Annotated in this window: 13 protein-coding genes; 6 read left to right on the top strand and 7 right to left on the bottom strand. The window is 64.8% G+C overall.

Annotated features, from left to right (window positions below; translation table 11 throughout):
* Window positions 1-300: 300 nt before the first annotated feature.
* The 5 genes from PCE31107_RS08065 to badH all read right to left on the bottom strand — a co-directional run bounded on the left by PCE31107_RS08065 (window position 301) and on the right by badH (window position 6,066).
* A complete protein-coding gene (locus tag PCE31107_RS08065) occupies window positions 301-1,470 on the bottom strand; it encodes an acyl-CoA dehydrogenase family protein (protein ID WP_130026721.1) in 1,170 nt (389 codons plus the stop codon).
* Between the two features lie 42 nt (window positions 1,471-1,512).
* A complete protein-coding gene (gene aliA / locus PCE31107_RS08060) occupies window positions 1,513-3,156 on the bottom strand; it encodes a cyclohexanecarboxylate-CoA ligase (RefSeq protein WP_150607583.1) in 1,644 nt (547 codons plus the stop codon).
* Between the two features lie 82 nt (window positions 3,157-3,238).
* Window positions 3,239-4,393 (bottom strand): cyclohexanecarboxyl-CoA dehydrogenase, encoded by a 1,155-nt coding sequence (gene aliB / locus PCE31107_RS08055; protein WP_150607581.1) that lies wholly within the window; start codon window positions 4,391-4,393, stop codon window positions 3,239-3,241.
* A 14-nt stretch (window positions 4,394-4,407) separates the two neighbouring features.
* Window positions 4,408-5,190 (bottom strand): 2-ketocyclohexanecarboxyl-CoA hydrolase, encoded by a 783-nt coding sequence (gene badI / locus PCE31107_RS08050; protein ID WP_130026724.1) that lies wholly within the window; start codon window positions 5,188-5,190, stop codon window positions 4,408-4,410.
* Window positions 5,191-5,298: 108 nt separating this feature from the next.
* Window positions 5,299-6,066, bottom strand: coding sequence for a 2-hydroxycyclohexanecarboxyl-CoA dehydrogenase (gene badH / locus PCE31107_RS08045; RefSeq protein WP_130026725.1), 768 nt, complete (start codon window positions 6,064-6,066; stop codon window positions 5,299-5,301).
* Window positions 6,067-6,210: 144 nt separating this feature from the next.
* Here badH and PCE31107_RS08040 point away from each other — a divergent pair, with 144 nt between their 5' ends.
* The 6 genes from PCE31107_RS08040 (at window position 6,211) to PCE31107_RS08015 (ending at window position 12,126) form a co-directional block, all read left to right on the top strand.
* A complete protein-coding gene (locus PCE31107_RS08040; protein ID WP_150607579.1) occupies window positions 6,211-6,762 on the top strand; it encodes a MarR family winged helix-turn-helix transcriptional regulator in 552 nt (183 codons plus the stop codon).
* 180 nt (window positions 6,763-6,942) lie between these two features.
* Complete coding sequence (locus tag PCE31107_RS08035) at window positions 6,943-7,416, top strand: MarR family winged helix-turn-helix transcriptional regulator (RefSeq protein WP_130026726.1); 474 nt, start codon at window positions 6,943-6,945, stop codon at window positions 7,414-7,416.
* A gap of 3 nt (window positions 7,417-7,419) precedes the next feature.
* Window positions 7,420-9,429, top strand: a complete 2,010-nt coding sequence (locus PCE31107_RS08030; RefSeq protein ID WP_150607577.1) for an FUSC family protein — start codon at window positions 7,420-7,422, stop codon at window positions 9,427-9,429.
* On the top strand, window positions 9,426-9,635 hold the full coding sequence (locus PCE31107_RS08025; protein WP_017233909.1) for a DUF1656 domain-containing protein: 210 nt from the start codon (window positions 9,426-9,428) through the stop codon (window positions 9,633-9,635). The genes PCE31107_RS08030 and PCE31107_RS08025 overlap by 4 nt, the downstream gene beginning before the upstream one ends.
* Window positions 9,632-10,597: an efflux RND transporter periplasmic adaptor subunit gene (locus PCE31107_RS08020; protein WP_150607575.1), complete on the top strand. Its 966-nt coding sequence runs from the start codon at window positions 9,632-9,634 to the stop codon at window positions 10,595-10,597. Before PCE31107_RS08025 ends, PCE31107_RS08020 begins: the two co-directional genes overlap by 4 nt.
* 17 nt (window positions 10,598-10,614) lie before the next feature.
* On the top strand, window positions 10,615-12,126 hold the full coding sequence (locus PCE31107_RS08015; RefSeq protein ID WP_150607682.1) for an efflux transporter outer membrane subunit: 1,512 nt from the start codon (window positions 10,615-10,617) through the stop codon (window positions 12,124-12,126).
* Between the two features lie 213 nt (window positions 12,127-12,339).
* Here the strand turns inward: PCE31107_RS08015 and PCE31107_RS08010 are convergent, their stop codons facing one another.
* Window positions 12,340-12,600 (bottom strand): DUF4148 domain-containing protein, encoded by a 261-nt coding sequence (locus PCE31107_RS08010; protein WP_130026730.1) that lies wholly within the window; start codon window positions 12,598-12,600, stop codon window positions 12,340-12,342.
* A gap of 270 nt (window positions 12,601-12,870) precedes the next feature.
* A complete protein-coding gene (locus tag PCE31107_RS23505; protein WP_150607571.1) occupies window positions 12,871-13,638 on the bottom strand; it encodes a LuxR family transcriptional regulator in 768 nt (255 codons plus the stop codon).
* Window positions 13,639-13,777: the final 139 nt, after the last annotated feature.

The following is a 13,777-nucleotide window of genomic DNA, read 5'->3' as shown; positions in this document are numbered from 1 at the left end:
CCGTTGTCCTGTGGGTACGTCGCAGGCGCTCTCGCCTGACACCGTACCGGAATTCATGGCCGGCGACGTCTTTGCCGCTGGCACACACAGTTATGCAACAAGCGTGCCAGACATCGAAGAAACGTCGGCAAAGCGTTATTCAGCAACGCAGGACAGGTGTTTTGTCTATGGGAAATGCCCGAAAGTCTGGCCGAATCTGCTGCACCGCAGCAGTGCAAGGCGGTGCGGCGCTGACGTTGCGCGCACCACCTTGATGCGCAGCGTGAACACGTTAGCGCACCGTGGATCGTCGATGCCGCCTCAATCGTCGTGCATCAGGGCGCGCCCAATGATCAGTTGCTGAATTTGCGTGGTGCCTTCATACAGACGCAGCAGGCGCACGTCGCGATAGAAGCGCTCGACCTTGTATTCGTTGATGTAGCCGGCCCCGCCATGCACCTGCACGCCGCGATCGGCCACGCGCCCGACCATCTCGGTGCAGAACAGCTTGGCGCACGAGGCCCGTGTGCTGACATCGGCATCGCGCTTGCCCTCGGGTTTCGCGTCGTAACGCTGCGCGCAGTCCTGCACCATCGACCATCCCGCGTACAGTTCGGCCTGGCTGTCCGCGAGCATCGCCTGTACGAGCTGGAAGTCACCGATGCGCTGCCCGAATTGCTTGCGTTCGCGCGCATACGTCACGGACTCGTCGAGAATTCGCTGCGCCATGCCGCACGCGAGCGCCGCGACATGCAAGCGCCCACGGTCGAGCACCTTCATGGCCGTCTTGAAGCCCTTGCCCGCCTCGCCGCCGATGATGTTCGCCGCCGGCACGCGCGCGCCTTGCAGCACGACGTCGCACGTCTTCGTTCCGCGCTGCCCCATCTTCTTGTCGGGCTTGCCCAGCGACAGGCCCGGCGTGTCGGCCGGCACGATGAAGGCCGAGATACCGCCCGCGCCCTCGCCGCCCGTGCGCGCCATCAGCGTGAACGCCCCGGCGCGCGGTGCGTTGGTAATGAAGCGCTTCACACCATCGAGCACATAGGTGTCGCCGTCGAGTACGGCCCGTGTCTTGAGCGCGGCCGGGTCCGAACCCGCGTCCGGCTCCGTGAGCGCGAACGACATGATCAGGTCGCCGCTCGCCACGCGCGGCAATAGGTCGCGCTTCTGCGCCTCGGTCCCGTCCATCAGAATGCCCTGCGAGCCGATGCCCACGTTGGTGCCGAACACCGAGCGAAACGCCAGCGACGTCTGCCCGAACTCGTAGGCCACGCGCACTTCCTGCGTCATCGACAGCCCAATGCCGCCGAACGCTTCGGGGATCGACAGGCCGAACAGGCCCATCTCCTTCATCTCGTTGACGAGGGCGGCGGGCACTTCATCGTGCTCTTCCACGTCGTTTTCGGCGGGCACCAGCCGCTCGCGTATGAAACGTTGCACCGCCGCTAGCAAAAGCTCGAACGATTCGCTATCCAGTCCCTTTGATGTCATCGACCTTTCATCCTTGAAGAATGCCGCGCCGCGTGCAGGTGTTTACTCGTCCGCCTGCAGCATCTCGCGCAATTTGAACTTCTGTATCTTACCCGTCGGGGTCGTGGGCAGCGCCTCGCGCACTTCGAGGCGTTCCGGCCAATACTGCCGGGCGACCTTGTGCGACGCCAGGAAGCCGGTGAGCGCGGGCAGATCGACCGACTGTCCCGGGCGAGGCACCACGACCGCACAGGCGCGCTCGCCGAGCCGCTCGTCCGGATACGCGACGATAGCCACCGTCGCGATCGCCGGGTGCCGGTACAGCAGTGCCTCGATCTCGACGACGGGGATATTCTCGCCGCCCCGAATGATCACGTCCTTGCTGCGCCCGGCAATGCGCACGTAGCCCGTGGCATCGAGCCACGCCATGTCGCCGGTGTCGAACCACCCGGCGGCATCGGTGCCGTTCCACTGTGCGCGCTTGAGATAGCCGCCGAAATTCGAACACGAGCGAACGAGCAAGCGGCCGGTCTCACCCGTCGGCAGGTCGCGATTATCCGCATCGACCACCCGTAGCTCGACGCCCGGCAGCGGGCAGCCGTCCGTCGTGGACGCGCGCGCGTCGTCATCCTCCAGACGCGTGAGCGTGACGGCACCGTTCTCGGTCATGCCCCATGCGGATACGATCTTCGCACCGAGTACCTTGCGCGCCTGCTCGACCACCGGACCGGGAATCGGCGCCCCCGCGCACAGGAACGCCCGCAGGCTCGGCACAGTCTCGCCGCTGGCCGCCACCGCCTTGGTCAGATCCGAGAGAAATGGGGTGGACGCCATCGTGAACGTCACCCCGTGCGCCCGAATCAGCCGCACGGCATTCACCGGATCCCACACGTCGAGCATGACCGCAGTCGCGCCGAGCATGATGGGCATCATCAGGCCGTACATGAAGCCGGTCTGGTGCGCGAGCGGCGAGCCCATCAGAATCACGTCGTCGCGACCGAGGCGCATGCGCTGCGCGTAGGCCTCGATGTTCGAGAACGTGGTGTTCGCACTGTGCATCACGCCCTTCGGCTCGCCCGTGGTGCCGGACGTGTACATCAATTGCATCACGTCGTCCGGGCGCGCACGCGACGCTTGCATCTGCGCCCGCTCGGCGTCGCTCGCCGCCGGCTCACCCGCCATGAGAACGGCATCGAAGCTGTCGCCTGTCGCGGCCTCGCCGACCACGATCACATGGCTGAGCGCAGCAAGTTCGCGCTGCAACGCGCGCGCCATCGCGGCATGATCGAAGCCGCGAAACTGCTCCGGCACGATGAATACCTTCGCCTCGCCATGGCGCAGCATGAACGACAGTTCGCGCTCGCGGAAGATGTGCATGAGGGGATTGATCACCGCGCCGAGGCGGGCACACGCCAGGTAGGTCACCGCGAACGGCCAGCCGTTGGGCAGTTGGCAAGCGACCACGTCGCCGCGGCCGACGCCGCGACGCAACAGGCCGAGCGCAAGACGCTCCGCGGCATCGGACAGCGCGGCGTAGGTCAGTTGCGTGGTCTGGCCGGTCGCCGTCGAGACTGCCGTGAGCGCCACCTTGTCGGGCCATGCCGCGAGCGCCGCGTCGAGCGCGTCGTTGATCGTGCGTTCGGGCCACCAGCCGCGCGCCACACTGTGCTCACGTCGAGGGGGAAGCAATACCGCATCGAACTCCATCGCATCGTCTCCTGTGCTGTCGCGGATGTCCCGCTGTTAAGGTCTTGTCCATGCCCTGACTCAAACGCCAGCCGCCGTTCGGTCAAACGGGCACTGCCTGCCGGCCGGCGCGAGTGCGTGCAATGATCGTCTTCATGATCTGCGCGGTGCCGTCGCCGATCTGGAAACCGAGCACGTCGCGCAAGCGCTGCTCCATCACTCCGCGGTCGTAGCCGCCATGACCGAACATCAGCAGGCACTGATGGATGACGTCGTAAGCGAGCTTCGGCCCCCACCATTTGCACATGGCCGCCTCGGCGCTGTGCGGCAGGCCGCGATCCTTGAGCCACAGCGTTTGAAGGCAGAGCAGACGCGCCGCCTCGACCTGCGTGTCGAAGTCGGCCAGCGGGTGCGATACGCCCTGAAACGCCGACAGCGGTTTGCCGAACGCTTCGCGATGCGCCACGTATTCCCACGTCTCGTCGAGCGAGGCGCGGGCGACGGCCAGCACCTGCAAGCCGATCAGTGCGCGCGAAAAGTCGAAGCCCTGCATCACTTGCACGAAGCCCTCGCCCGGCGCCCCCAGCACGTGATCCACCGGGATCTTCACGTTTTCGAAGAACAGCGAGCCCCGGCCGATGGCGCGCTGGCCGTGGCAATCGAAGCGTTGCCGTGTGATGCCCGGCAGGTCGAGCGGCACGAGGAACGCCGAGATGCCGCGCGCGCCCGACGCCACGTCGCCCGTGCGCGCGAACACGACGGCGGCATCGGCCTGGTCCGCGGCGGAGATGGACGTCTTTTCCCCATTGAGCACGTAGTGCGTTGCGTCGAACTCGGCCCGCATGCGCAGGTTGGCGGCGTCCGATCCGCCGCGCGGCTCGGTGAGCGCGATGGCGAGCAGCGTCTCGCCGCGCGTGAGCTTTCGCAACCAGGGCAAGACGACCTCGGGCTGTCCATGTGCCGCGAGAATCTGGCCATTGAGCGAGGCCAGCAGATTCACGTAGGAGAGGCTCAGGTCCGCGCGCGCAATCGCTTCGTGAATCACGCCGGCCGCGAGGCATCCCATGCCCTGCCCGCCGAACGCTTCCGGCAGCTCCGGCGCAATCAGGCCAAGCTCGCCCATCTCGCGCATGAGCGTGCGATCGAGCACACGTGTCTTGTCGCGCTCGAGAAAGCCCGGTGCGACACGCGCCTGCGCGAAACGTTGCGTGTGCTCGGCCAGCGCGACGAGATCGTCGTCGAGATACGGATTGTGCATGGCGTTTGCCTCGCTTATTTGGCGTATTTCCGGAACTCGGGCTTGCGCTTCTCCTGGAACGCACGCACGCCTTCGCGCGACTCTTCCGTCTCGTAATAGAGTTTGAGCGCGTACATCCCCATGCCCGCGATGCCCGCCTGTTGCGCCGTATCCATGTTGAACGAGCGCTTCGCAATCGCAATCGCCGTCGGGCTGCGCTCCAGAATCTCGTCGCACCACTTCTGGACTTCCGCATCGAGTTGATCGTGCGGCACGACTGTGTTCACGAGCCCCATCGCCAGCGCTTCCGCCGCCGGATATCGACGGCACAGATACCAGATCTCGCGCGCCTTCTTCTCGCCGACGACGCGCGCGAGAAATGCGGTACCGAAGCCCGGATCGACCGAGCCGACCTTCGGGCCGACCTGACCGAACACGGCCTTCTCGGACGCAATCGTGAAGTCGCACAAGGTGCAGATCACGTTGCCGCCGCCGATGGCATAGCCTTGCACGCGGGCAATGACGGGTTTGGGCACGTCGCGAATGGCGTTGTGCAGTTCCTCCATCGGCAGCCCGATGGTGCCGCGCCCGTCGTATTGCCCTTCGTGCGCCGACTGATCGCCGCCGGTGCAGAATGCTTTCTCGCCTGCGCCGGCAAGCACAATACTGGCGATCTCGCGGTCATAGCCTGCCTTGTTGATGGCGTGAATCAATTCGTCGCAGGTGCGCCCACGAAAAGCGTTCATCTTGTCCGGACGGTTGATCGTGATCCACGCCGCACCGTTGCGCACTTCATAAAGGATGTCTTCGTATTGCATGGTTTCGCTCCTTGCCGCTGCGCGTCGCTCGCGGTCGTTGGGTGTCGCTGAAAGCCGTGACGCGCGCCAATGGTGAAATCGATAAGAGAGATCGGAAAATGGCCTGGCTCAACCGCACATCGTGAGGCCGCCCGAGACGCTCAGCACCTGACCGGTGACGAACGCGGCGTCGTCGCTCGCGAAGAAGGCAATGGCCCCCGGCAAGTCGTCCGGCTGCCCGATGCGGCCGAGCGGAATGGACTTGGTGAACGCTTCGACCAGCTTTTCCGGATTGCCCGCGCCTTCCTTGTAATCGGCAAACAGTGCCGTGTCGGTCGGCCCCGGGCACACCACGTTGACGGTGATGCCGTGGCGCGCATGCTCGCGGGCAAGCGTCTTCGAGAACGCGACGAGCCCGCCTTTGCAGGCGGCGTACACCGCTTCGCCCGACGACCCGACGCGCGCCGCGTCCGACGCGATGTTCACGATGCGTCCGCTGCGCCGCGCCACCATCTCCGGCAACACTGCGTGATGCATGTGCAGCGCCCCCACGAGGTTGATGGCGATGAGCGATTCCCACTGCGCCGGTGTCGTCTTGGTGAAGGGCTTGAAGATGTCCCACCCGGCGTTGTTGACCAGAACGTCCACCGGCCCCAACGCCGCCGATACCGCCGCGACGGCGGCGTCGACCTGCTCACGCACTGTGATGTCGCACGCGAATGCTTGCGCACGCCCACCAGCGTCCACGATCTCGCCTGCGCAGCGCTCGGCCGCCGCCAGATCGCGGTCGAAGACCGCCACCGCCGCGCCTTCACTGGCGAAACGGCGGCACGTCGCCCCACCGATCCCGCCCCCACCGCCCGTCACGATGACGGTCTTGCCCTCGAATCGCTGCATGTCTCGCCTCCAGAGTCACAGGGGGGCGCGGTATCCTTGCTGACCTCGGAGATTCCGGCCCACCCATCAAATTACGTCAATATGTTGACGTATACTAGACGCGACATCGGCGATACGCAAGCACGCGGAAGCGGAGAAATTGATATGGAAAACCCTAGCAATAATGCAGAAATAACGCGAATGGAGCTGGCGAACAGGCTGTTCTTCCGGCTCTATCAATGCGCAAACATGTTGCATAAAACAGGCACGCGGGCGGTCGAAAGCCTGGGGCTGACGACGCAGCAATGGGCCGTACTTGGCGCCCTCTCGCGCCCCGAGGTGTCCGACGGCATGAGCGTGGGCGATCTCGCGCGTTATCTGATGGTGAGTCGCCAGAATCTGTCGGGCCTGATCGGCCGCATGGAGCGCGACGGCCATATCGCCAGCGCGCCGGACGGCCGCGACCGGAGATCGCGCCGCATCACCATGACCGAGCACGGGCACGAGGTCTGGCACCGGGAGGCGGTGCCGCGCATCCACGGCTATTACGCGCAGGCGCTCGATGAATTCTCGACCGGCGACATGACTCACACGCTGCACTATCTGCTTAAGCTTCTCGAAAACATGAAGCGAATCGACGAGGCGGCGGGCGGCCCGTCCGATGGGGAAACCGAGCGAGAAAGCGCCGGCAACGGCAGCGAGCGCCGGGGCGCCTGAGATCGCCTCATCAGAAATAAAACGCGCGAACGTCGCCGAAACCGCCCGCCAAAGCGCTGGCAACTGGCGCAAGGATCTTCCGCAAAGCCAATACAGGCCTTGGTTTGCGGAGATCCTGCCATCTGACGCAATAGCGCATTAACTAGCATCCTAATTATTAGTTAACATATAATCTTTTCCATGACCTCCCTAGAATCGCTCCGCTTCGTCTTTACCAGCCATCTGCTGCTGGCAGGCAAACAGTGGCGCCAGTTATCGCAGGGCGCGATCGCCGAGTACGGTATTTCGGCGGCGAGCGCAGGCCCGTTGCTGTTCATCCGCCGGCTTGGCCAAGGGGTGCGGCAGGTCGAGCTTGCCGAATATGTCGGGCTCGAAGGCGCGTCCCTGGTGCGACTGCTCGATCAGTTGTGCGGGGCCGGTCTCGTGCTGCGTGAAGTCGATGCAAGTGACCGCCGCGCCAATGCGCTGCGTCTGACCGCGGCTGGCGAAGCGCTCGCCGAAAAGCTCGAAATCGAACTCAGCGAGTTGCGCGCGAAGGTGTTCGCCGACATTCCGCGCGAGGATTTCGAAGCGGTGTTGCGCGTGTTCGAAGTGCTCTCTCGCGCAGCGGGCCCCGATGGGTCCATCCTCGCACTGGCTCCCCCCAAGAAGTAAACCGTGCTCACCTGGCCTTCCTCCCGCGACTGGATTTTCTCGATCAAGGCGTTCCTCGCCTCGATGCTGGCGCTTTACATCGCGCTCGCGCTCGGCCTGCCGCGTCCGTACTGGGCGATGGCCACCGTCTATATCGTGTCGCACCCGCTCACGGGCGCCACGCGCTCCAAGGCGCTGTATCGCGTGTTCGGCACGCTGCTCGGCGCCGCGGCGTCCGTCGTCTTCGTGCCGGCGCTCGTCAACACGCCAGAGCTGCTGATGGCGGCCGTCGGGCTGTGGACCGGCACGCTGCTCTATATTTCGCTGCTGCATCGCTCGCCGCGCAGCTATGTGTTCCTGCTCGCCTCATACACGCTGCCGCTGATCGCCCTGCCGGCCGTCAACACGCCTGGCGTCATCTTCGATATCGCCGTGGCACGCTCCGAAGAAATCATCCTCGGCATCGTCTGTGCGAGCGTGGTCGGCGCCGTGGTCCTGCCCACGAGCGTGGCCAAGGTCCTGCACGACCGCTCGGCGCGCTGGCTGACCGACGCCGCGCGCTGGACGACCGACATGCTCTCGGCAGACCCCGACGGCAAGGCAACGCGCCACATGAGCCGTCACCGCATGGCGGCCGACATTCTGGCCCTCGACCAGTTGATCAGCCAGCTCTCGTATGACGCCGACACGTCCGAACGCGTGCGCGATGCGCAGGAATTGCGCGGGCGCATGACGATGATGATGCCCGTGCTCTCGACGGTCGCGTCGCTCGTGCAGGCGTTGCGCGAGCACCCGAGCGGCGCGCCCGAGACGCTCGAGGCGAAGATGGCCGACGTGGTCGCCTGGCTGCGTCGCGGTGCGCCGATGCCCGCCCCGGCGCATTTACTGAGCCCGGCGCCATCGGCCGGCGAGGCCTCGGACTGGTATGGTGCCTTGGTCGCAGCCACCGAAGACCGTCTGCGCTCACTTGTACAGCTCTGGCAGGATTGCGCGTCGCTGCAGCGCCGCTTCGGTCAGCGCAAGCATTACGAGGGCGAGGGTGAATGGACGCCCGCCTTCCAGCATTGGGAGCTGGGCGGCGCGCGCCACTACGACCACGGTCTCCTGCTGTTCTCGACGGTGTCGGCGGCACTGTGCACTTTCCTCATGGGCATGGCGTGGATCTACACCGGATGGAACGATGGCGCCGCCGGCGTCTCGCTCGGTGCCGTGGCCTGCTGCTTCTTCGCCGCGATGGACGAGCCCGCGCCGTTCATCCGCTCGTTTTTCTGGGCGACGGCCGTATGCGTGGTGTTCGCCGCCGTGTACGTGTTCTTCATCCTGACGAATGCGCACGACTTCGGGCTGCTCGTCGCGCTGTTCGCCATTCCGTATCTGTTGCTGGGCACGCTGATTCCACAACCGCGCTTCACGATGGTGGCCATGCTCGTCGCGGTGAATACGGCGAGCTTCGTGGGCATTCAGGGCGGATACAGCGCCGACTTCCAGGCGTTCTTCAACGGCAATCTCGCCGGACTGGCCGGCGTGCTGTTCGCCTTGCTCTGGACACTGCAGACGCGCCCCTTCGGGACGCGCGTTGCCATGCGCCGGCTGATTCATTCGAGCTGGCGCGACATCGCGCGCAACGCGCTCGGGCGCTCCGTTGCCGAACATAACCGTCTGCGCACGCGTCTGCTCGATCGGTTGGGCCAGCTCGTGCCGCGTCTGGCTGCGAGCGAGAGCGAAACGTCGAGCGATGGTTTTACCGAAGTGCGCGTTGAACTCTCGGCGCTGGCGTTGCAGCGAGAGCTGCCGCATCTCAATGCATCGCAGCGCGACGCCGTTCAGGCCGTGCTCACCGATGTGGCGCGCTTTTATCAGGCGCGGCTCGACGAGTCGGTAAGCACCCCCGACGCCACACTGCAGGACAAACTGCTGGGTGCCGTGCGCTCGATGGTGGCGCATACCGACCAGGCGGCGCGCAGCGCGCGCGCGTCGCTCATGGACATCCACGTCGCGCTGTTCCCCACCGTACGCCCCGGGAGTGCTCAATGAGCGGAGAGATCGATATCTACGGCGTGTTCGTACCGACGCTGCTCGTGCTGATGGTCGTGGCCTTCGTCCTGACTGGCGCGCTGCGCTTCGTACTCGCGCGCCTGGGCTTTTACAAGCTCGTCTGGCACCGTTCCCTGTTCAACCTTGCTGTGTACATCATCGCGCTGGGCGGCATTGTCGCCATCGCGCACGCCTGCCAACCATGAAACTGAAATTTCGCTCCATCGGCCCCGTCGCGCTGACGCTCGCGGTATCTTGCGTCGCGGTGTACGTTCTGCTGCATCTGTGGGACTACTACACCGTCGCCCCCTGGACGCGCGACGGCCGCATTCGCGCCGACATCGTGCAGGTCGCCCCCGACGTCTCTGGCCTCATCACCGATGTCGAGGTCAAGGACAATCAGCCGGTGCACCGTGGCGATCTGTTGTTCGTGATCGACCCCGACCGCTACACGCTGGCAGTGCAGCAGGCCGAGGCCAACGTCGCGGCGCTGCGCGCCACGCTCGCACAGGCGCGCCGCGAAAATGCGCGCAACCATCAGTTGACGGAAGTGGTCGCCAAGGAAGTCGTCGAAGCCGGCCAGGCCAAGGTCGAATCGGGCGAGGCGGCGGTAGCCCAGGCGAACGCCGCCGTGCGATTGGCGAAACTCAACCTCGCGCGCACCCGGGTGCTCGCGCCCGCCGACGGCTACCTGAACGATCGCCTGCCACGGGTTGGCGACTACGTCAGCACCGGCCGCCCGGTGCTCTCGATGGTCGATGCCAACTCGCTGCATGTGGAAGGCTATTTCGAAGAAACGAAGATGCGCGGCATCCACATCGGCGACAAGGTCGAGGTGCGCCTGATGGGCGAGCGCCAGATGCTGCACGGCCATGTCCAGAGCATCGTCGCCGGCATCGAGGATCGCGACCGCACGAGCGGTGCGTCGATGCTGCCCAACATCAACCCGACCTTCAACTGGGTGCGTCTCGCCCAACGCATTCCGGTGCGCATTGCGCTCGACGATGTGCCCAAGGACATGCGTCTGGTCGCCGGGCGCACCGCGACCGTGACGGTCGTGGAGGGTCAGCAGGACACCGCCGGTCAATCGCAATCGTCGACGTCATCTCCTTCGTCGGTCACGTCGGCCACATCGGCCACGTCCGCCCAACCGGGAGCCCAGCGGTGAAATCACGCGTATGCCTGATGAGCGCCGTGGCAGCGGCCACCGCGCTCGTTGCCGGTTGCACGACCGTCGGGCCTGACTATCATCTTCCGGACCACGCGCTCATGCGCTCGCCCGACGCCAATGGCCCCGTCGCGAAAGCAGCGCAACGCGGTGTCTCGATCGGCGCCGTGCCCGACGACTGGTGGCAACTCTACGACGACCCCAAGCTCGACGCACTCGTGAAAACGGCGCTGGCCGCCAACACGAACATTCGCGTAGCCGCCGCCAACGTGCAGCGCGCGCTCGCGATGTACCACGAAGTCGAATCGGAGAATCTGCCGCAAGGCGGCGTGCAAGCCGAAGCCGCCCGCGCCCAGATCTCCGGCGAGAGCTTCCTGAAGGAAGAAAAATTGCCGGTGGTCAATCTGGCCGCCGCCGCCCTGTCCATCTCGTATCAGATCGACTTCTTCGGCAAACTCGCGCGCGCGGACGAAGCCGCGCTGGCCGCCGCCGAAGCCAGTCAGGCGGCCCTCGACGTCGTGCGTGTGAGCGTGGCCGCCGAAACGGTGCGCGCCTATGTGCAAGGCTGCGCGGCCAACCACGAGTTCGACATCGCCAACGAACAACTGAAGTTGCAGGAAAAGAGCGTGGCGATTACGCGCAAGCTTGTCGATGCCGGCCGGGATCAGCCAACCGATCTGCTGCGCGCGCAGGCGCAGGCCGACACCTTGCGCGCCGCCTTGCCGCATTTCCAGGCGCAGCACGACGCGGCAACCTACCGGCTGGCCGTGATGCTCGGCAAGGTTCCGGGCATGCTCGACGCAAGTGCGGCGCAGTGCCGCCGCATTCCTCAACTCGCGCAACCGCTGCCGGTCGGCGACGGCACGGCGCTGCTCAAGCGCCGCCCCGACGTGCGTCAGGCCGAGCGCGAACTCGCCTCCGCCACGGCGAAGATCGGCGTTGCCACGGCGGATCTCTACCCGTCGATCCGCATTGGCGCGTCGGTCGGGGCGAGCGGTGTCCTGGAACACTTCGGGCAAGGCCGCACCGAGCAGTGGAGCGTGGGACCGATGATCACGTGGTCGCTGCCGACCAACGGCGTGCGTTCGCACATCAAGGGCATGGAAGCCGGGGCGGATGCCGCGCTCGCGCATTTCGACGGCGTCGTGCTCAAGGCCCTGCAGGAAACGCAGACGTCGCTCTCGGCATACACGCGTGAGCTGCAGCGCGACGACGCCCTGCGCGATGCCCGCGACAAATCGCGCACCGCCGCCGAACAGAACCACAAGCTCTACCAGGCCGGTCGCGCGCCGTATCTGACGAGTCTTGACGCCGAGCGCACGCACGCCAGTGCCGAGGCCGCGCTGGCCGCCTCCGAAACACAAGTCGCGCTGGACCAGGTCAATCTGTTCCTGGCGTTGGGCGGGGGCTGGCAATCGAGTGCGGCGAGTGCAAGTCACGAGAAGGCGTCGCCAGTGGCATCCGCTGGGACGGCCGGCGGCGGCAACACGCCGGCAACCTCCACGGCATCTTCGGCATCCCCCCGTTGAGATTAGGCAGGTGGCGTCTTCGCGACGCCGTGCCTCCAGAAACACACAAGCCCCGTCGGGAACGAATCCTCGGGCGGGGCTGTGGTAGGACGCACTACGGCGTCGGTGGGGGTGATTCGCGCGGCGCAGGCGAGACTCGGTCGCGAGTCGGGCGGGCCGTCGGCGAATCCAGGCACTGCCATCGATAACCTGTCGACGGTTATCGCATCACCTTCAGTTGGCGGCCGGGGTCGCCGTTTGATTGCGCGCTTCGATCTGGGCCGTCAGGTTCTGCAATTGCACCGACTGCTCATAGGTGTACGGGAAGTTGAATTCCGTCACCGGCGAGAGACCCAGTTCACGGGCTGCCTGAAGTTCGGCGCGCACATGGGCGCGGGTGACACCGCTCGTTTGCGCCTGACCTTCGGCGAATACCGAGCCGGCAGCCATCGTCAAGCCAACAAGGGCGACAGCGCTCAACAGGTTCTTTTTCATGGAAAACTCCTTTTTATCGTTCATCGGTTACGCATGGACACGAAAACCGCACTCAATCAGTTTTCGCCACAGGTAAATTATAGTTTTCCCTCATTAATGAACCAGCCCTAAAGCGACAACACACTGTTTCACAAACGCTGTGAAATCCTCGCAATCCGATGAAGGAATTACGCGAAAACGAAACAAAACCGGGACGGGGATGGCAGGCGAAGCGGCCGCGCGAGCGTCACGTCGAGGACGCTCACGGGAGATGACGGCATCGACGATACCTCAGGGTGATATCGCCCCGCTGCTGATCGCCGCGGCAATGGCCTGGTGCCGATTGACCGCACCGAGCTTGCGCTTGGCGTTATTGAGGTGAAACGTCACCGTATGCTCGGAGATGCGCAGAATCAAACCGATCTCCCACGCGGTTTTGCCGCGCGCCGCCCACAGCAGACTTTCGATCTCACGCGGGCTGAGCTTGCCGGTGCTGCGACTCGCCACCCATTGCATGTCGAGCTGCTGAATCGCCTGGTGAAAATACACTGCCGCCAGATAAATCTCTCCGAGCATGCGCGCTTCGTGCTCGGCCGAGGCTTCCGGCGACGCGGCCGTCGCGGCACTGAAGATCGCGCGCTCGCCGGTCGCACCGTAGATCGGAATCGACACCCCGGACCCGAGGCCGTGTGCGCGCGCGTCCGCGAAGATGGGGTGCGGCTGCGCCTGTGCGAGGAAGGTTCGCCAGAGAATCGGCAGCGGCGACAAATTCGCGGCAATCAATACGGGATCCACTTCGGCATATCCCACGCTTTGATAGCGCTCAATCCAGGCGGCCGGAAACGTCGTGAAAATGTGCCGGCTAGGCATTCCCTGCGAGGTAATGCGCTGGTCCCCCATCTGGAATGCAGCGGCCTCCCGTTCGCGACGCGGTGACAGCGGCGCATAGAACAACGCTTCATATCCCAGGGATTGCGTCAGCTTCTGAAACTCGGCGTCAAGTGCATCGACCGAGCGGGCACCGAGCAGCCCTTCATATCGATAAAGATGATGATGCATTGCGAATTGCGCGCTTCTCAATGATTTCCGGCAAATTTCCCGTATTCTCGCATGGTAGTCCTATCTTTATGCGGTCACGGTTGGCAATTCTACGTTACCGGGCCACAAACTGATTTACCGTGAATTACCGATCATTTCC

It is taken from the genome of Pandoraea cepalis, from assembly GCF_902459625.1.
GTDB classification, from domain to species: Bacteria; Pseudomonadota; Gammaproteobacteria; order Burkholderiales; family Burkholderiaceae; genus Pandoraea; species Pandoraea cepalis.
Note: the sequence above shows the minus strand (reverse complement) of the source record. Positions and strands in the feature narration are given on the sequence as shown.

Excerpts from the sequence above, each read along its gene's own strand:
- PCE31107_RS08065 (WP_130026721.1), bottom strand. The coding sequence starts at position 1,470 with ATGACATCAAAGGGACTGGATAGCGAATCGTTCGAGCTTTTGCTAGCG.
- aliA (WP_150607583.1), bottom strand. The coding sequence starts at position 3,156 with ATGGAGTTCGATGCGGTATTGCTTCCCCCTCGACGTGAGCACAGTGTG.
- aliB (WP_150607581.1), bottom strand. The coding sequence starts at position 4,393 with ATGCACAATCCGTATCTCGACGACGATCTCGTCGCGCTGGCCGAGCAC.
- badI (WP_130026724.1), bottom strand. The coding sequence starts at position 5,190 with ATGCAATACGAAGACATCCTTTATGAAGTGCGCAACGGTGCGGCGTGG.
- badH (WP_130026725.1), bottom strand. The coding sequence starts at position 6,066 with ATGCAGCGATTCGAGGGCAAGACCGTCATCGTGACGGGCGGTGGGGGC.
- PCE31107_RS08040 (WP_150607579.1), top strand. The coding sequence starts at position 6,211 with ATGGAAAACCCTAGCAATAATGCAGAAATAACGCGAATGGAGCTGGCG.
- PCE31107_RS08035 (WP_130026726.1), top strand. The coding sequence starts at position 6,943 with ATGACCTCCCTAGAATCGCTCCGCTTCGTCTTTACCAGCCATCTGCTG.
- PCE31107_RS08025 (WP_017233909.1), top strand. The coding sequence starts at position 9,426 with ATGAGCGGAGAGATCGATATCTACGGCGTGTTCGTACCGACGCTGCTC.
- PCE31107_RS08020 (WP_150607575.1), top strand. The coding sequence starts at position 9,632 with ATGAAACTGAAATTTCGCTCCATCGGCCCCGTCGCGCTGACGCTCGCG.
- PCE31107_RS08015 (WP_150607682.1), top strand. The coding sequence starts at position 10,615 with ATGAGCGCCGTGGCAGCGGCCACCGCGCTCGTTGCCGGTTGCACGACC.
- PCE31107_RS08010 (WP_130026730.1), bottom strand. The coding sequence starts at position 12,600 with ATGAAAAAGAACCTGTTGAGCGCTGTCGCCCTTGTTGGCTTGACGATG.
- PCE31107_RS23505 (WP_150607571.1), bottom strand. The coding sequence starts at position 13,638 with ATGCATCATCATCTTTATCGATATGAAGGGCTGCTCGGTGCCCGCTCG.